Source organism: Paenibacillus sp. LRG-1, from assembly GCF_057220305.1.
The window spans coordinates 4,940,001-4,957,031 of record NZ_CM170126.1 but is presented as its reverse complement, the minus strand read 5'-3'; the positions used below and the strand labels follow the sequence as shown (position 1 = coordinate 4,957,031).

At 45.6% G+C, this 17,031-nt stretch carries 20 protein-coding genes (1 of these 20 cut by a window edge); 18 read left to right on the top strand and 2 right to left on the bottom strand.

Annotation, left to right across the window (positions count from 1 at the left end; translation table 11 throughout):
* Positions 1-13 precede the first annotated feature (13 nt).
* Complete coding sequence (locus ACUUJN_RS22065) at positions 14-808, top strand: alpha/beta fold hydrolase (protein ID WP_484668929.1); 795 nt, start codon at positions 14-16, stop codon at positions 806-808.
* Between the two features lie 95 nt (positions 809-903).
* Here the strand turns inward: ACUUJN_RS22065 and ACUUJN_RS22060 are convergent, their stop codons facing one another.
* Entirely contained in the window at positions 904-1,470 is a 567-nt protein-coding gene (locus tag ACUUJN_RS22060) for a pyridoxamine 5'-phosphate oxidase family protein (RefSeq protein ID WP_053326079.1), read from the bottom strand.
* Between the two features lie 398 nt (positions 1,471-1,868).
* On the opposite strand from ACUUJN_RS22060, the gene ACUUJN_RS22055 reads away from it, so the two are divergent.
* Together ACUUJN_RS22055 and ACUUJN_RS22050 are read left to right on the top strand one after the other, a co-directional pair.
* A complete protein-coding gene (locus ACUUJN_RS22055) occupies positions 1,869-2,525 on the top strand; it encodes a DUF6483 family protein (RefSeq protein WP_069080833.1) in 657 nt (218 codons plus the stop codon).
* Positions 2,512-3,726 carry a class I SAM-dependent methyltransferase gene (locus ACUUJN_RS22050; protein ID WP_341056679.1) on the top strand — a complete coding sequence of 405 codons (1,215 nt, stop codon included), beginning with the start codon at positions 2,512-2,514 and terminating at the stop codon, positions 3,724-3,726. Before ACUUJN_RS22055 ends, ACUUJN_RS22050 begins: the two co-directional genes overlap by 14 nt.
* 81 nt (positions 3,727-3,807) lie before the next feature.
* Here ACUUJN_RS22050 and ACUUJN_RS22045 read toward each other — a convergent pair whose 3' ends face one another.
* Positions 3,808-4,131 carry a hypothetical protein gene (locus tag ACUUJN_RS22045; RefSeq protein ID WP_023990260.1) on the bottom strand — a complete coding sequence of 108 codons (324 nt, stop codon included), beginning with the start codon at positions 4,129-4,131 and terminating at the stop codon, positions 3,808-3,810.
* Between the two features lie 144 nt (positions 4,132-4,275).
* Between ACUUJN_RS22045 and uptA the strand changes: the two genes are divergently transcribed.
* The 15 genes from uptA to ACUUJN_RS21970 all read left to right on the top strand — a co-directional run.
* Positions 4,276-4,890, top strand: a complete 615-nt coding sequence (uptA, locus tag ACUUJN_RS22040) for an undecaprenyl phosphate transporter UptA (RefSeq protein ID WP_013311915.1) — start codon at positions 4,276-4,278, stop codon at positions 4,888-4,890.
* A gap of 1 nt (position 4,891) precedes the next feature.
* Positions 4,892-5,461, top strand: coding sequence for a thioredoxin family protein (locus tag ACUUJN_RS22035; RefSeq protein WP_013311914.1), 570 nt, complete (start codon positions 4,892-4,894; stop codon positions 5,459-5,461).
* Between the two features lie 3 nt (positions 5,462-5,464).
* The gene (locus tag ACUUJN_RS22030; protein WP_023990259.1) at positions 5,465-6,094 is read left to right on the top strand and encodes an MBL fold metallo-hydrolase; all 630 of its coding nucleotides are present in this window, start codon (positions 5,465-5,467) and stop codon (positions 6,092-6,094) included.
* A gap of 243 nt (positions 6,095-6,337) precedes the next feature.
* The gene (locus tag ACUUJN_RS22025; protein WP_023990258.1) at positions 6,338-6,547 is read left to right on the top strand and encodes a hypothetical protein; all 210 of its coding nucleotides are present in this window, start codon (positions 6,338-6,340) and stop codon (positions 6,545-6,547) included.
* Between the two features lie 80 nt (positions 6,548-6,627).
* Positions 6,628-7,017: a hypothetical protein gene (locus ACUUJN_RS22020; protein WP_013311911.1), complete on the top strand. Its 390-nt coding sequence runs from the start codon at positions 6,628-6,630 to the stop codon at positions 7,015-7,017.
* 368 nt (positions 7,018-7,385) lie between these two features.
* The gene (gene gatC, locus ACUUJN_RS22015; RefSeq protein WP_013311910.1) at positions 7,386-7,673 is read left to right on the top strand and encodes an Asp-tRNA(Asn)/Glu-tRNA(Gln) amidotransferase subunit GatC; all 288 of its coding nucleotides are present in this window, start codon (positions 7,386-7,388) and stop codon (positions 7,671-7,673) included.
* A 27-nt stretch (positions 7,674-7,700) separates the two neighbouring features.
* Entirely contained in the window at positions 7,701-9,158 is a 1,458-nt protein-coding gene (gene gatA / locus ACUUJN_RS22010; protein WP_023990257.1) for an Asp-tRNA(Asn)/Glu-tRNA(Gln) amidotransferase subunit GatA, read from the top strand.
* A gap of 26 nt (positions 9,159-9,184) precedes the next feature.
* Positions 9,185-10,630, top strand: coding sequence for an Asp-tRNA(Asn)/Glu-tRNA(Gln) amidotransferase subunit GatB (gene gatB, locus ACUUJN_RS22005; protein WP_484668928.1), 1,446 nt, complete (start codon positions 9,185-9,187; stop codon positions 10,628-10,630).
* A gap of 130 nt (positions 10,631-10,760) precedes the next feature.
* Positions 10,761-11,222: a GNAT family N-acetyltransferase gene (locus ACUUJN_RS22000; protein WP_484668927.1), complete on the top strand. Its 462-nt coding sequence runs from the start codon at positions 10,761-10,763 to the stop codon at positions 11,220-11,222.
* Between the two features lie 98 nt (positions 11,223-11,320).
* Positions 11,321-12,034, top strand: a complete 714-nt coding sequence (locus ACUUJN_RS21995) for an MgtC/SapB family protein (RefSeq protein WP_023990255.1) — start codon at positions 11,321-11,323, stop codon at positions 12,032-12,034.
* Positions 12,035-12,116: 82 nt separating this feature from the next.
* Positions 12,117-12,770, top strand: a complete 654-nt coding sequence (locus ACUUJN_RS21990) for a hypothetical protein (RefSeq protein ID WP_023990254.1) — start codon at positions 12,117-12,119, stop codon at positions 12,768-12,770.
* Between the two features lie 7 nt (positions 12,771-12,777).
* Positions 12,778-14,181 carry a DUF4097 family beta strand repeat-containing protein gene (locus tag ACUUJN_RS21985; RefSeq protein ID WP_028541863.1) on the top strand — a complete coding sequence of 468 codons (1,404 nt, stop codon included), beginning with the start codon at positions 12,778-12,780 and terminating at the stop codon, positions 14,179-14,181.
* 108 nt (positions 14,182-14,289) lie between these two features.
* Positions 14,290-14,721, top strand: coding sequence for a Fur family transcriptional regulator (locus tag ACUUJN_RS21980; protein ID WP_013311903.1), 432 nt, complete (start codon positions 14,290-14,292; stop codon positions 14,719-14,721).
* A 185-nt stretch (positions 14,722-14,906) separates the two neighbouring features.
* The gene (locus ACUUJN_RS21975) at positions 14,907-16,625 is read left to right on the top strand and encodes a glycosyl hydrolase family 18 protein (protein ID WP_023990252.1); all 1,719 of its coding nucleotides are present in this window, start codon (positions 14,907-14,909) and stop codon (positions 16,623-16,625) included.
* 112 nt (positions 16,626-16,737) lie between these two features.
* On the top strand, positions 16,738-17,031 hold the 5' portion of the coding sequence (locus ACUUJN_RS21970; RefSeq protein ID WP_023990251.1) for a nucleotidyltransferase-like protein. Its footprint extends 585 nt past the window's final position; only the first 294 of its 879 coding nucleotides appear in the window; it begins with the start codon at positions 16,738-16,740; its stop codon lies beyond the right edge, outside the window.

Below are 17,031 nucleotides of genomic sequence, written 5' to 3'. Positions count from 1 at the left end.
GGAAGGGTTCCATATGGAAAAGGTATTATGCGAAGGAACGACGATCTGCTATGCCGAACAGGGAAAAGGAGAACCGATCATTTTATTGCACGGTTTTTGCGGAAGTTCCTCCTATTGGGATGAGGTTGTTCCATTGCTGTCCCAAAGCTATCGTTGTATTGTTCCAGACTTGCGTGGACACGGACGCAGCGATGCTCCACTAGGAGCCTATACTATTGATCAAATGGCAGATGATGTGCTTAAACTTCAAGAACAATTGGACATCCCTCAGGCTGCCTGGTTTGGTCACTCCCTAGGAGGCTATCTACCCCTTTCGGCAGTGCAGAGACATGCAGAGCGCCTTACAGCCTTTGGACTGATTCATTCCACAGCTTATGCAGATACGGACGAAGGTAAAGAAAAGCGGAATAAGGCTGTATCCACCATCCAAACGGAGGGGATTACGACCTTTGTAGATGGACTCGTACCGGGACTGTTTGCTCCTGATCATGTGGAGTCGATGTCCAGCCAATTACTGAAAGTCAAAGAAATTGGCTACAAAACACCGCCACAAGGAGCCGTAGGAGCATCACTGGCTATGCGCGAGCGTACTGATCGTCGGGATGTATTGTCGGCTTCTGCATTGCCGGTCCTTTTAGTAGCGGGTGAGCAGGATCAGGCGGTTCCTCCAGCGCGGACGTTTACAACAGATCGGGCCGGAGTAACTCAGGTTACCCTACCGGAAGCAGGTCACATGAGCTTGTTCGAAGCACCGGAGTTATTAGCGAACGCTATCTTGACATTTTTAGAGCAGAACTTGAAAAAATAGACTAAGGGAAGCCCAAAAAACCGGAACCTTCTGAGGTGATAATCAGAAGGTTCTGGTTTTTTGTGTAGTCAATTATTTTTAGGAGTGTAAGGTGTCTAATTTATGTTGCTTTTGTTAAAGGCAAACGCTGTCGGCAAACCGTCAATACTTTCCAAATTTTTCTCATAGGCATATCTTTTAAGTGCTTCTTCTCCCATCTGAATTGAGACTTCCTTCAGCTTTTCCCGTTCGCTCGTGTATGTCATGAAGGGAACCGCAAAACCACATGAATTCTGAACCATGTGAATGTCCACAACAATGATTTGTCTTGCACCGGGAAGCGGGTTGAAGAGTGGGTACAGCTCATTCCATTGCTTAGTATCAGGCAGCGCGACGGTACCAGTGCCATAGAGCTTTAATACACTGGGAGCGCCCTCAAATGCACAAAACATGATTGTTACCCGTCCGTTCTCGATAATGTGGGCGCTTGTCTCGTTGCCGCTTCCCGCCAAGTCGAGATAGGCTACCCTTTGGTCCGATAGAATACGAAAGGAATCATATCCCTTGGGGGAAAGGTTAACGTGCCCTGTCTTGGATAGCGGTGCTGATCCTACAAAGAAAATGTGCTGCCGCTGTATAAACTCTTGATGTTCCGGTAATATCGAGCTAAATTGTTTACCCAAACTCCATCATCCTTTCTCACAAAAATATTCATATAAATTTTGTTTCTAAAGAAAATAATTACTATGAATTATTTTATAGAATGTTTAAATATACTGATTATTTTTTGTTTCGTATGAAACAAAAATATCACGACACTAACAAAGAAGCAATATTGATTTTAAAAAAACTCATCATTCGCTATTCACATGATCAGCTACAAAGTACTGTACCGTAGGAATTTCACTGCCATACGTGAGCATTCTGACTTCCTGATCATTGATGTTGTTAACTGAGGGTGAAGGTTATAAGTGGTATTTCTGCATGGTAGGGCATTTGGCTTTTAGACAAGGATGTCTTACAATCAGAAGGGACAGGGTTCCTGGTTGTCTAGGCATCGGAATGAAAGGAAGGGAACGGCTTGCTTAGAAAAGATTATTTGCTCAGTATGATGGAAGAATTGACATCGGCAGTAGCATCGGTGCTCGGTCTAAGGCGTGAAAATAAACACGTCGAAGCGCTAAAACAGCTAGATGACCTGCTCAACAAGCAGTTTCGTCTTCGTTCAGATTTGCTCAGACGATTGCCGCCGGAACAAATTATTGAGCTTTTCCGATTGGGCCCTGGAATTGAAGCGGATAAGCTTCAGCAGGTGGCTCGCATTTTGGAAGAAGAAGCCGTGATTTACCTGGAAACCAGCAGAACAGACGAGGGCATACGAATCTTGATGAAATCTCTTCATTTATATTTGTACAGCGATACGAATGGCGCGACTCGTGATCTGCAGGTCTTGCCTGAACGAATAGCGTGTATCGTGAAACTGGTGCGTGAATATGAGCTTCCCCCTGAAACCAGCAAACTGTTGGCTGTTCATTACGAGCGGGAAAACAGGCTGGACGAAGCCGCCGATGTCTGGTTTGGATTGGCATGGGAGCAGCCAGAGCTTCTATCCGAAGCGGAGACGTTTTATAGTCAATTACTGGATAAGACCAATGCAGAGCTGGAGCTGGGTGGAATTTCACGCCAGGAAGTCACCGAGGGTTTGACCGAGATCACCCAATTACATGAAAGAAAGTGAGATGTACCTTTTGGATTCACTGCGCGAACTTATATACCAATTGACCACGGGAGGCTCCCTCATCACAGCGACGCTGAGTCAGCTTCGCAAACGGGAGGATGCTTCTTTTACTAAAGTGCAAATCAAACCTGTAGAATTGAAAAACAAGCTGCATTACCAGTTTGCTTTTCATTATAGCAACAAAGTCATTCATGAAAATCTGACCCCTGACGAAGCTAATGAGCGTATGACTGCCTTGTTTGAGGACACGTTCCGCCAAGGACTTTTATGCGCCAAGGATGCAGACTACCAAGTGCTGATCAGTAAAAAATATAAAGTATCCATTCTGACAAAGTCACCGAGCAAAAGTAAAGCCGACCTGTCTCATAATCGCAAAAAGCAATATGTGCTCGAAGAAGGGGAACGAATTCCTTTCCTGATTGAGCTGGGGATTATGAATGAGGATGGTAAGGTACTGGCCCGCAAGTATGATAAGTTTCGTCAAATTAACCGGTTTCTCGAAATGGTGCAGGATGTATTGCCTAGCCTTCCGGTAGGCCGCCCATTGACGATTGTGGATTTTGGCTGTGGCAAATCGTATTTGACCTTTGCGCTGTATCACTATTTGGCTGTACAGCAAAAGCGACCATTGCAGATCGTTGGTTTGGACTTGAAGGCAGATGTCATTGAAACCTGTAATGTTCTGGCTCAAAAGCTGCAATATCGACAGTTGGAGTTTCTGGTTGGTGATATCGCAGACTATAACGAACTGGAACAGGTGGATATGGTTGTTACCTTGCACGCTTGTGATACTGCAACGGATGCGGCGCTGGAAAAGGCCGTCCGCTGGGGAGCTTCTGTCATTTTGTCGGTTCCGTGTTGCCAGCATGAGCTGTTCAGCCAACTGGAAAATCCGGTATTGGAGCCGTTGCTTTCCCATGGTATTTTAAAGGAGCGTTTTTCAGCACTGGCAACGGATGGAATCCGGGCCAAACTGCTGGATATGATGGGATATCGGACACAGCTGTTGGAATTTATCGACATGGAGCATACACCTAAAAACATTCTGATTCGTGCCGTCAAAGGACAGGCGGGAGAACAATCCGTTCTGTGGCATGAATACACAGCATTTCGGGATTTTATTCATGCTGATCCTTATTTGGAACGCGCTTGTGCGGATTTGCTTCCCGATGGAGCAGGGAAAAAGCAGACACACAGCTAGGAATATAGTAAAAGTGGAGCCACTGCGGGGTGGCTCCACTTTTTTTGTAGTTCACGGTTCATAGTTGCAGTACGCAAACATCTATCCACCATAGGCACTTCTAAAAGCGGTGCACAAAACATCGCGATCCACCTTCCACAATGCTGCGAGCTCCTCACTGACATCTTCGTCCCACCAGTCGCATAGTAGTTTGCGGTTACTATGGTTTTCCGCAATCCAGATAAGGTGTCCGACGACCTTGCGGCAGTATAGCTCCTCGCCCTGCTTGACCAGATCAGGAGCAATGTGAACAGGCAGACGTTTGCAGGTTCGATACAACTCTTTGATACATGCACGGCGAATACCACGAGCCGTGGGTAAACGGGATTGTGAATTGTCATGTTTGGGGAATTTGCCGGGAGGCATATTGTACCCCCTCCTCTCTCTCTCAACTTATGCGGGCAGAGGGGTCGGGGTCACTGACCTCCCTATTTGGGCGAAGTGGCGACTTGTTCTGCCGCTGTGATACACTAATGAAAATAGAGAAACAGGCAGGGAGTGGGAAGAGAAGTGGACCAAATATCTAGTATCATTAATTATTTGTTTGAGATCATTCGTAGTCTTGGGTATTTTGGTATTATGCTAGGCTTGATGGTTGAGGTCATTCCAAGCGAAATTGTCCTCGCTTATGGTGGCTTTTTGGTATCCTCGGGTCATATTAATTTTTTTGGTGCAGTCGTTTTTGGAACGATTGGCGGGGTGCTGGCCCAGCTATTCATTTACTGGATTGGGCGCTATGGCGGCAGACCGGTATTAGATAAGTATGGGAAATACATACTTATCAAAAAAAGTCATGTCGACCATGCTGAAGCCTGGTTTAACAAATACGGCACAGGGGTCATTTTCACAGCTCGCTTTATTCCTGTTGTGCGTCATGCCATCTCAATCCCTGCCGGGTTGGCTCGAATGAACGTATGGCGCTTTACTATTTTGACAACGCTAGCGATTATACCTTGGTCTGTTTTGTTTATATATTTAGGTATGCTGCTAGGAGACAAGTGGGAGCAAATTGACGAAGTGGCAGCACCTTACATCAAACCGATTTTGCTGGTTGCCCTTGCACTCTTGATCATTTATTTTGTTATCAAGTGGATTTTGTCCAAAAACAAAAAAGGAAGTGTATAACATGAGCCGTACTAATGTATCGCAATACTTCGGAAAGGGCTTAAGCCCTGAACAGTTTATGGAGGGCATGGAAAAGAACAAAGAAGCCTTCCGCTCTGGGTACGATCAGTTTGTGTGGAATCGCGAAGAGGATCGAGAGTATTTTGAAAGCTTGAACCATCGGGATGATCTGCGCGTGCTTATTTTGGCTGCCGACTGGTGTGGGGACGTGGTGCGCAATGTGCCAGTTGTGTTCCGTGCGCTGGAGAATAGCGGGATTCCGACCGAAGTATTAATCTTGGAAAACCATCAGGCGCTGATGGATGACTTCCTGACAATGGGTGGACGTGCTGTTCCGATTGTGATTTTTGCGGATACAGGAGGTCACGTACTTGGCCACTGGGGACCACGCCCTGCACATGTCCAACAAATTATGATTGGATTCAAACGTGAAAATCCAGATCGGGAAGCTGATGATTATCAAGAAAAAATCGCAGTTGCTCGTAAAGAAATGGCTGAAAAATATGGGGAGGGAACCGAGGTCCATCCTGTAATTGTTCAGGAATTACGCGAGCTGATCTCGGGATTTTAACTTATGACGTTATCTATTCGCAGCTTTAATCTCGGTCCTCTCCAAACAAATGCTTATTTGCTTCAAGGGGATGATCCGCAGCGCGCCGTTATTATTGATCCGGGGATGAATCCGGGTCCTTTGCTCAGAGCTATTGAGCCACTGACCATTGAAGCTATCCTGCTGACTCATGCCCATTTTGACCATATCGGTGGAGTAGAGGAGATTCGCAATACCAAAGGCTGCCCGGTTTATCTGCACGCCTTGGAGCAAGACTGGCTCACATCTCCTAAGCTGAATGGTTCCTTGATGTGGCCAGAGGCATCCCCTCCGATCTCGACGGAACCTGCCGAATATGATTTGGCAGAAGGTCAGCAATTGAACCTGATCGGGCACACGTTCCGGGTTTTCCATACACCGGGCCATTCACCCGGAAGTGTCAGCTTTTTGTGCGGCAAAGATCTTTTTTCCGGGGATGTGCTATTTCGTCAGGGCGTCGGACGCACGGATCTGACGGGTGGCCGGGAACGGGATCTATACGATTCTATTCAGAACAAATTGTTTCCGCTCGGAGATGACGTTACAGTCTATTCCGGTCACGGTCCCAAAACGTCTATCGGTTATGAGAAAGCTAATAATCCGTATATCCGGTAAATGTGATGAACGTTTTCAGTAGGGGCAAAATCAAAGGTGTGACAGGTTTTGCCCCATTTCGACAACAAATTATAAATTATGTATAGACAAAGGTTTTTATTTTTGTTAACATAAATTTATTAAAGTTACATACTAAACTCGCGAAGCACGCAAGCTGTGGATGAATCCCGGTTTGCGTTCTTTTTTTTGCCCATTAAGAGGATAAAGAGGCATGAGGCCGTCAGATCACAAGGGGGAGCAAGAATGAAAAGAAAACATATATTTGGGGTACAACGTGAGATTGGAGGTAGTTTCCGTGTTCCCAATATAATAGATATTGAAGATTCTGTGGTAGGTTCCGAGCCGAAGATCATGACTTGGAAAAAGGTGAAACGACGGAGCGGAATCCCTTCACAAAACTGGCATGTGAGGCTGAATGAACACAGGTTGGGACGTGGAGACGGTCGATTATGAAGATACATAGATGATATAGACAAGCTACTTTTTTTTTAGTAGACTTAGCAGATAAGTTCAGACAAACGGGGGGGCTAACGATGCATCATTTAGGAGCTAGAATTATGATCGTCGCGGATGCTTTTGAGCAGAATCTTCCTGTGGGCGAACATGGTTATATCATTGCTTACGACCGTAATGCGGACAATGCTTTTGACTATGTCATTCGCGTACCGAAGGTGAACCGCAACTTTTTTGTACCATCCGGGGACATCGAGCTGGAAGAGAGTATTCTCAAGCTGGAAGCCGAGCGGATTGAGCGTGAAGCGCTGATAGATTACGCCCTTGCTACTCATAATGAGAAACTGTTCAAGCATGTAATGAACGGTGGTCTTGATTCGGTAGAGACTGAAGAGGAAGAAGAAACCGCGGCAGAGTTGTTGTCACAGGCTGATTTTATCAGACAAGTCAATTTGCGTGCTTGGATATAGGAGTCGGCTACTGCCGACTCTTTTTAAAAATATATAATGGGCACAATCTCAGCTCCTATAGTTTTCTCGAAAGAGCACCGAGAGGTGCTTTTTTTATATCCTTTTAGCAACATTTACCTCATTGATGTACAGTTTGCTTCTGTACCGCGTCAAAGATTGAATTGTAAAGGGTTCTATCCTATAATTAAAAACGTTATTTCGAAGTTCGGTGCAGCATTTTTTAATATCAGGATTTTGCAAAATTCAATTCCAGTCGCTCCGAAGTGCAATATATAGATGAACTAAACCATTTTGATCTATATCTTGCTCATTGGAAGCCGCCTATAGAATTTTTTGCAAAATCCTCATATACATGAGGAGGGTTTTGTATGAACATTTCCACGGAAGATGTCCGTCACGTAGCCAAGCTGTCCAGGTTGAATCTGACCGCGGCTGAGGAAGAAACGATGACAGGACAATTAAACGCCATTCTCCATTATGCGGAGAAGCTGAATGAGCTGGATACGGAGCAGGTAAAACCGACCACTCATGTGCTGCACGTCAGCAATGTCATGCGAGACGACGAAGTTCGCGAAAGTTTGACACATGAGCAAGTGATGCGCAATGCACCTGAAGAAGAAGACGGACAGTTTAAGGTTCCTGCTGTTCTGGAATAGATCTCATATTTGAAAGGAGGATGCAAATTGAGCTTGTTCAATAACACATTGCCCGAGATACATAACAAGCTGCATCAAAAGGAAATTTCCGTGAGTGATCTGGTGGGACACGCTCTGGAGACGATTGGTGCGCGGGAAGACAAGATCAGAGCTTATATTACCGTTGACGAGGAACAGGCCCGTGCATCCGCACGTCAGCTGGATGATCAGCTGATTTCCGGAGAGGAAAGAGGGCTGTTGTTTGGCCTGCCGGTTGGTATTAAGGATAATATCGTGACAGAGGGGCTGCGTACAACATGTGGCAGTCAGTTTTTGAAAAATTTTGATCCCGTTTACGATGCCACAGTTGTTAGCAAGTTACGCGCAGCGCAAACCGTGACACTCGGTAAAATGAACATGGACGAATTCGCCATGGGCGGCTCTAACGAGAACTCCAGCTTTTTCCCTGCACGTAACCCTTGGGATTTAGAACGTGTTCCCGGCGGTTCCAGTGGCGGCTCAGCTGCGGCTGTTGCAGCGGGTGAGGCTTATTTCACACTCGGTTCGGATACAGGTGGTTCCATTCGCCAGCCTGCTTCTTACTGCGGTGTAGTTGGCCTGAAACCAACCTATGGTCTAGTATCCCGTTTTGGACTGGTGGCTTTTGCCTCCTCTTTAGACCAAATTGGACCCATTACTAAAAATGTTCAGGATTCAGCCTATGTCCTACAAGCCATTGCAGGTTATGACCAGAAGGACTCCACTTCTGCGAAGGTAGACATTCCTGATTATTTGAACGCTTTAACCGGGGATGTAAAAGGACTTCGTATCGCTGTGCCTAAAGAGTATCTTGGTGAGGGCGTCGATCCTCAGGTCAAGGAAAAGGTGCTGGATGCACTGAAAACGCTGGAAGGACTGGGTGCTGTTTGGGAAGAAGTGTCTCTCCCTCACACAGAATATGCGGTAGCTACATATTACCTGCTGGCTTCATCCGAAGCGTCATCCAATCTGGCCCGTTTTGACGGCGTGCGCTATGGTGTGCGTTCTGACAATCCGGACAACCTGCTTGATCTATACCATCAGTCCCGTACGCAGGGGTTTGGTCCCGAGGTGAAGCGTCGGATTATGCTGGGTACCTATGCACTCAGCTCCGGGTACTACGATGCCTATTATTTGAAAGCTCAAAAAGTGCGCACACTGATTAAACAGGATTTTGATCGTGTATTTGAACAATATGATGTGATTATCGGACCTACTGCACCGACAACTGCTTTCAAAATCGGCTCGCAAGTGGACGATCCATTAACAATGTATTTGAACGATATTTTGACGATTCCGGTAAGCTTGGCTGGTGTGCCAGCCATCAGCATTCCGTGTGGTCTTGCGGATGGAATGCCAGTCGGACTACAAATTATCGGAAAAGCCTTTGACGAGTCTTCCGTGCTACGCGTAGCTCATGCTTTTGAACAAAATACCGAATTTCACAAGCAGCGTCCGCAGCTGTAATTTGCCAAAAAGGAGGGAACCTATTCATGTCTACAACTACATCCAAATATGAGACGGTCATCGGACTTGAAGTGCACGTGGAATTGCATACGAAGTCTAAAATATTCTGTGGATGCTCGACATCCTTCGGAGCACCACCCAACTCTCATACATGCCCGGTCTGTCTCGGTCATCCAGGGGTGCTGCCGGTATTGAACCGTCAGGCCGTTGATTATGCGATGAAAGCAGCAATGGCGCTGAATTGCACCATTGCTGATGTGAGCAAGTTTGACCGCAAGAACTATTTTTACCCCGACTCACCTAAGGCTTACCAAATCTCACAATACGATCAACCCATTGGCGAAAATGGCTGGATTGATATTGAAGTGAATGGTGAGACAAAGCGTATCGGTATTACCCGACTGCATCTGGAAGAAGACGCAGGGAAATTAACACATGTTGATGGTGGCTACGCATCTTTGGTCGATTTTAACCGGGTTGGCACACCATTGGTCGAGATCGTTTCGGAGCCGGAAATATCTTCGCCGGAAGAAGCCAAGGCCTATCTGGAAAAAATACGTGCCATTATGCAGTATTGTGACGTATCCGATGTGAAGATGGAGGAAGGATCACTTCGCTGCGACGCGAATATCAGCCTTCGTCCGCATGGACAAAAAGAGCTGGGAACTAAAGCGGAACTGAAAAACATGAACTCCTTCCGTGGCGTACAGCGCGGACTGGAATATGAACAGTTCCGCCAGGAGCAGACGCTGGACGAAGGCGGAACGATTGTACAGGAGACACGTCGTTGGGATGAAGCGCAAGGTAAAACTTTATCCATGCGTGGTAAGGAACAGGCCCATGACTATCGTTATTTCCCAGACCCGGATCTCGTTACACTGCATATAGATGAGGAATGGAAAGAACGCATTCGTGCTTCGATTCCTGAATTGCCTGACCAGCGTAAAGCACGCTACACTTCGGAATATGGATTACCTGAGTATGATGCCCAGGTGATTACGTCCTCCAAGCCATTGGCCGATTTGTTCGAGGATAGCCTTCAATTCACCAAGGATGCCAAAGCAGTATCCAACTGGATTATGGGGGATTTACTCGGTTATTTGAACAGTGCCGGTGTGGAGCTGTCGCAGGTTAAATTGACCGGACGGGGCTTGGGTGAAATGATCGGACTGCTGGAGAAGGGAACGATCAATAGCAAAATCGCTAAAACGGTCTTCAAGGAAATGCTGGAAAGTGATAAACTGCCACAGCAAATTGTTGAAGAAAACGGGCTTGTACAAATCAGTGATGAGGGTGCAATCCTGACGATTGTCGAACAAGTTGTAGCAGCTAACCCGCAATCGGTCGAAGATTACAAAGCTGGCAAGCAAAAGGCCATCGGCTTCCTAGTCGGTCAAGTGATGAAGGAGAGCAAGGGGAAGGCAAACCCTGGTCTTGCTAATAAGTTGCTGACGGAAGTGCTGAACCGCTAATGGCATAGATTTGACAGGGGCTTGTCTTTTAGGGACAGGCCCCTTTTGCATAGACGCTGAGAACGGTTGGCGCGAACAAGCTTTAGAATCCTGATGGCATTTTATGAGTTTCCTTAGGAGGGAAAACAGCATGGTTACCCTATGTTCATTGGAAGATGATGATATCGTCAGTCAGATATGGCGTCTACAGCACGTTGCCTATAGGTTGGAAGCTGAGCTGATTGGGTTTGATGAGATTCCTCCACTGATGGATACATTGGATACGCTGAAAAGCTGTGGAGAGTCTTTTTATGGGTGGCTGGAGGACGGTGAATTGCTAGGAGCACTGGCTGTGCAGTCTGAGTCGCCCGATTCGCTTACCCTTACACGTATGATGGTTCACCCGGATCATTTTCGTAAAGGCATTGCGGACTCTTTAATGAAGCATGTTTTGAGTGAATATCAAAATATCCCGTTGTTTATTGTCTCTACAGGAACTTTAAATACTCCTGCGGTGACATTGTATCGAAAACATGGCTTTCGCCCCGTATCTGCGGCGGAGGTCGCCCCAGGCGTGGAATTAACCACCTACCATCTGCATAAGTTGGAATAGCATTGAAATATCATTAAATTGGCATTAAAAATGCACATAAGCCCACAAACCGCGCACCCGGAGTGGGAAGTACGACATAACCGGGAGGAGTGACTTGAATGAATAATCCGTGGATTATAGACGATTCACATATCATTTTACGGCTTTTGCTGTCCATGCTTCTCGGTGGATTCATTGGCTTTGAACGCGAACGTTCCAATCACGCAGCTGGTTTGAGGACTCATATTATGGTCAGTCTTGGTTCGACGCTGATTATGCTACTCTCCATTTACGGCTTTGCCGATTTTATTAAAGAAGCTAATGTACGCATAGATCCCGCTCGTTTGGCTACGGCTGTAATCACTGGCGTAGGCTTTTTGGGTGCAGGGACGATTATGTTCACAGGTAAATCCATTACCGGACTAACGACTGCGGCTTCCATTTGGGTCGTGGCTGCCATTGGTCTTGGGGTCGGAGCAGGCTTTTATTTCCCGTCTATTGCGGCAACGGTGCTCGTGTTTTTAAATTTATGGGTATTTAACAAAGTCGAACTCCGATATATGCGTGGACGCAAGCGTCATCTTATTACATTGTACGGATTGTCGTCTCACGGATTGCTGGAGCAGATTTCGACTTATTTAGAGCAAGAAAAAGTGGAAATACGTAAAATAATGATTAAAGAACATGAAAATGTCCCATTTCACGAATTACATCCAGATCGGCAGAGTATGGAGGTTTCCCTAGAGGTGCTGTCCCGTCATGATTTTAATCCCGTACGTATTGCAGCTGATTTACGACAATGGGAAGATATAGCTGCTGTCTCCGTCGAGTAATAGTCTACCTTTTTTTAACAGTTACTCTTAAATCCGATTGGGGTACTATGTAAGCATCGAAGTATTTTCAGCGGAGCCACGCATGGGATTCAAAGGGGAGGATGGCATGAACTCGGAACAACCGTTACCGTCTGGAGAGGCTGGACAGCTACAAGCATCGGAACAGCGGGAACAGCCCAGACAGGGGAAACGTCTAAAATACGCTAAATTTCGCAAAGTGATTGCTATTATCATGGCGGCATTGTTACCCGGACTGGGACATCTTTTTTTAGGACTGTTTATTAGGGGGCTTAGTTTTATTGTATTGCTCCTGCTAGATATTTTTGCGATGTTGTATGTTTCCTCTGACGGCTTGAGGATCAACATTCCATTACTTATTTTGCTTGGATTGTTCATACCCATTTTATATTTTTATAATGTATATGATGTCTTACAGTCAGCAGATTACATGGTTCGTTATCGGCGTAAGCCAGATCGTTATGCACGAATGGATGCTAGAGGCCAGCAAAGTAGTCCTTTTTATGCATGGGAGAGAGGCTTTGCTTTTGCTGTGCTAATGGTGGCAGGCGGTGGACTTATGATTTTGTTTCGCATGAAACCTCGCTGGTTGAGTAATTTCTTTGAGGATTATGGATTCCTTACGCTGGCCATTTTATTAATGATGATCGGTTTATTCCTTTTTCTAAGGGAAGCCTTTCTGAACTTTAAGCGTAAAAAGTTGAAAGAAAGAGGGTGAAGCTGGCGTGCACCGCAAAATAAGAGTCGGGCGCTACACCTCTTCGCTTCTGTTGATGGCTGTAGGCATTTTGCTTATTGTAGATGTGTTTCAAAATACTGAATATATGCTTCAGCTCCTCGTTTGGTGGCCCGTAATCTTTGTGCTTTGGGGACTGGAGTATCTGATTTTTTTTGCCATGTACTATCGGAAAGAAGGCAAGTCTGACAACGGAAGGCGATTCAGACCTGACCTAAAGGGGATTCTGTCCGCTTTGGTAGTGGCAGCCTCGGTTTTTATCGTGACCCAGCAAAATCATTATATGTATCTGTGGAACCGGGTCAGTCTCAATCTGACGTCAGCCTCTATGGATTTTAGCCAGGCTAAAGAGAATCGGTATGATATGGGTGGTATGCTGGTACCTGTAACTATGCAGACGTCCGATTTAGTAGTTGATTCGGTTAATGGTGATGTAACACTGATCAGACGGCCTGTGTCCAATATAGAGGTACGAGGGACTCTATGGGTGGATCAAGCGCCTGCTGCCGAAGCGGACAAGATTGCTCAAGCTTCTTCACTGACTTCTACCGACGGCAAGACTATCCAGATTCGTCCGGAGGCAAAGTCGTACGGAGCATCAAGCAAACGTCAGCCTCGTGTGAACATGCTGATCACCGTGCCGGAGGACCGGCGGTTCAATGTGCAGATTAGAACCTCCAACGGGAATATTTCCTTGAATGGAGTTGATGCAATTGACAGCATTCGGCTTGAGAGCGGTAATGGAAATCTCACTGTTAATGACGCTATCGGCAATGTCAAGGGAGGCACGCTGAACGGTCAGGTTAAATTGCATCGGATTTCTGGAGATGTGGATGTGCGCACGAACCGTGGCGACATGCAAGCAGGCGATATTGAAGGAGCTGTGACACTGCACACCATGGTAGGTGATATTCAGCTCGCTCGTTCGGAAGGGGACATCACCGTAGATACTCAGAATGGTGACATGAATGTGCTGAATTCTACAGCCAAGCTGAATGCAAATTCGCTTAATGGCTCTATCAAAGTGCATAGCGAGCAGATAGGCGGAGATTGGAAAATATACAGTGCTGTCGGTGATATCGTATTGGATCTTCCGTCGAATGGAGATTTTCAGTTAGAGGGTTCAAGCAGTTATGGTAATCTTCAATCCGATTTTCCATTTAAAATAGACAGTAAAAGTATTTCAGGCCAAAACGGGACAGGCAAGTATGCGATCAACGTAGAGGGCAACAGTAATTTAACCATTAAAAAGTTACTGATGCCGTCGTTACCCGACTTGGATGATTCCGGGGGTACGACTGCGCCCGATACATCTGAAAGCTCTGCGGCTGAACCGGGAGCTTCTGAGACAGATACCTCTATAGGAATATCCGGCGACAATACGGCGCGTTGACAAGAAACTTGAGTAGACCGTACAATGTGAGTAGGTTTAGAAGTGAATTGTAAATAGATGCGTGGTAATTGATAGGATCGTAAGTAAGGGATAAGGCGGTGGACATATATGGCAGCACGCGTCCAGCATGCTTTGGAACTTCTGAAGAAGACAGGTGTACGCATAACACCCCAGCGTCATGCCATATTAAACTATTTAATGGAAACTATGGGGCACCCGACTGCAGATGAAATATATCGAGCGCTTGAGTCCAAGTTTCCAAGTATGAGTGTGGCTACGGTTTATAATAACTTAAAGATGTTTATAGAAGCGGGTATGGTACATGAGTTGACCTATGGAGATAACGCCAGTCGTTATGATGCCAATATTTCGGAGCACTATCACATCATTTGCGAAAAATGCGGAAAGATTGAAGATTTCAGTTATCCGTATTTGGCCGATGTGGAACGCCATGCCGCGTTGGAAACAGGCTTCGAGGTGCATGGACATCGTATGGAGTTACACGGAGTATGCAAAGCTTGTAGTAACAAACAAACGTAACGAAACAAGGAATAGAAGTTTTTTGTGCGGTATGTATATATTGTAATGGATTGGAAACGTGAGGAATTCCCCATAAGCGGGGATTTACCGCGTTTTTTTGTTTAAATCACTTTATTTTTGTTTTAAGTAATCTGTTGAGGTTACAAAATACGGAAATTCAAAGTTCATACAATGGAGGTTCAATATTGGCCAGAAATCATTCCAGACGCCGCCGTAAACGTTCACGATTCAAAGGAGCGGCAAGCCTGCTATTATTTGCAGCGATTATATGTGCAATTACTGTTGTATGGTTTGGTAATCCCCTTCACGAGAAACCCGATTGGCAGGGCAGTGTCCGTCCTATTTTTATGCAGGGAAAGTTGACTGGGTATGAAGCTCAGAGCTCCGGCAAGAACATGCTGATGCCGCTTAAATTGGTGCAAAGTAAAATTGATCCTACGGTTCGCTACGAGGATGACAGCCAAACCGTCATTATGGCGACGAGACAAAACCTGCTCTATATGAAGGTTTCGAAGGCACAAGGGGAACTGAATGGTAAAACATATGCGCTGAGCGCAACCCCTCAGGTAATCAGTGGAGAGGTATATATCCCGATAGAGGCTGTACGTGAAGTATACGGCGTTTCTATACACGAAGACCCTGTGACTGGTGCTGTCATCCTAATGAAGGCTGGAGAGAAGGTCAGGCTGGGGAGTGTAGAAAAGAAGGATGGCCCACAGGATGCTACAATCGCCTTACGTAAAGAAGCCTCTAGCCTATCTTTCATTTTGACAGATATATCTCAGCGGACGAAGGTGCGTATTTGGTCCAAACAGGGAGATTGGTATTTTGTTCAGTTAGACAATGGTTATGCAGGATACATTAAGTCAGACCATGTCGCTGAAGGAGAAGAGCTTGTGATCCCTTCGGTTAAGGACGATTTGTCCATCTCGGAAAAACATTGGGAGGGTAGATTAGTAAACCTCGCTTGGGAAGCTGTCTATAATCGCAAGCCCGATCCTTCCAAGTTTGATCCTATGCCTGGAGTAAATGTGGTGAGCCCTACGTGGTTCAGTGTCGTCGATCATGAAGGTACTGTAGAAAGCAAGGCAGATCCTGCCTATGTCAGCTGGGCACATCGCAAAGGGATTGAGGTTTGGGGCTTGTTGAGCAACAGCTTTAATCCCGAATTAACAACAGAAGCTTTGTCCACCTTTGAACGTCGAAAGTCGATTGTAGATCAGATGATTTCACTTGCCCTAGAAAATGATCTGGACGGTATTAATATTGACTTTGAAAATGTTCATACGAAAGATGGCCCAAATGTCACCCAATTTTTGCGGGAACTTAAACCGATGGCTCGGGAACATGATTTGATACTGTCCATTGATGTAACGCCTAAATCTCAAAGTGAGATGTGGTCAGCTTTTTTAGATCGAAAATCATTAGGCACCATCACAGATTACCTCATGGTAATGGCATATGATGAACATTGGGCGGCTAGTCCAAAGGCTGGTTCTGTCGCCTCGCTACCATGGACGGAAGCGTCAATTAAGCGAATTATTCAGGAAGATGAAGTGCCGCCTCAAAAAGTGGTTTTAGGTATTCCATTATATACTCGCGTGTGGTCCGAGACTCCCAAAGAAGGGAAGATTAAGGTCACCTCCAAATCACTTGGTATGGAGGCAGCAGCGGATATCATAGCCAAATTTAAGTTGAAGCCTAAGTTTAGAGCTTCCGAAGGTCAAAATTATGTTGAGTATACAGAAGATGGTGTGGTCAAAAAGATTTGGCTGGAGGATCAGGTATCTCTTGAGGCAAGAGTAGAACTTGCCAAATCGCTGAAGCTTGGAGGAATTGGTGTGTGGAATCGAACTTTTGCTGATGCAAACGCTTGGGTAACACTGAAAAAAATAAGTGAATAAGATAAAAATTTATACAATTGAAGAAGGAAGTCTCTTATTTATGTAGAAATGATCACATGTATCCAAATATCCAATTTGCGGTCATAGCCGCCTTGCAGATATGGAGGGAGAAGTGCAGCTAACCAAATTAAACCTGATGTATGATGAATTGTTGCAGGAAGATTCGATAGGTGTTATTTCGTATAGAAAGCCGGGAGAGTATTTTCACGGTTCGATGTTGTATGACTTTGATGAACTCATTCTAATTATTGGAGAAGGCACCAAGCCAGTTCGTTCTATTCAACACTTATTTATGAATGGATTAAGATGCCAAGTGTTGTATGCAACGCTCAGTTGTCTGAAGGAATGGATTATCGCTGGTGAACAAGCCAACATTATAGATTATGTGCTAGAAGGTCGTATTGTC

Bases quoted from the DNA above. Each gene is read 5' to 3' on its own strand.
- ACUUJN_RS21980 (WP_013311903.1), top strand. From the start codon at position 14,290: ATGGCAGCACGCGTCCAGCATGCTTTGGAACTTCTGAAGAAGACAGGT.
- ACUUJN_RS22000 (WP_484668927.1), top strand. From the start codon at position 10,761: ATGGTTACCCTATGTTCATTGGAAGATGATGATATCGTCAGTCAGATA.
- ACUUJN_RS22035 (WP_013311914.1), top strand. From the start codon at position 4,892: ATGAGCCGTACTAATGTATCGCAATACTTCGGAAAGGGCTTAAGCCCT.
- ACUUJN_RS22045 (WP_023990260.1), bottom strand. From the start codon at position 4,131: ATGCCTCCCGGCAAATTCCCCAAACATGACAATTCACAATCCCGTTTA.
- ACUUJN_RS22065 (WP_484668929.1), top strand. From the start codon at position 14: ATGGAAAAGGTATTATGCGAAGGAACGACGATCTGCTATGCCGAACAG.
- ACUUJN_RS21995 (WP_023990255.1), top strand. From the start codon at position 11,321: ATGAATAATCCGTGGATTATAGACGATTCACATATCATTTTACGGCTT.
- gatB (WP_484668928.1), top strand. From the start codon at position 9,185: ATGTCTACAACTACATCCAAATATGAGACGGTCATCGGACTTGAAGTG.
- ACUUJN_RS22025 (WP_023990258.1), top strand. From the start codon at position 6,338: ATGAAAAGAAAACATATATTTGGGGTACAACGTGAGATTGGAGGTAGT.
- ACUUJN_RS22050 (WP_341056679.1), top strand. From the start codon at position 2,512: ATGAAAGAAAGTGAGATGTACCTTTTGGATTCACTGCGCGAACTTATA.
- ACUUJN_RS22020 (WP_013311911.1), top strand. From the start codon at position 6,628: ATGCATCATTTAGGAGCTAGAATTATGATCGTCGCGGATGCTTTTGAG.
- gatC (WP_013311910.1), top strand. From the start codon at position 7,386: ATGAACATTTCCACGGAAGATGTCCGTCACGTAGCCAAGCTGTCCAGG.
- ACUUJN_RS21990 (WP_023990254.1), top strand. From the start codon at position 12,117: ATGGGATTCAAAGGGGAGGATGGCATGAACTCGGAACAACCGTTACCG.
- ACUUJN_RS22030 (WP_023990259.1), top strand. From the start codon at position 5,465: ATGACGTTATCTATTCGCAGCTTTAATCTCGGTCCTCTCCAAACAAAT.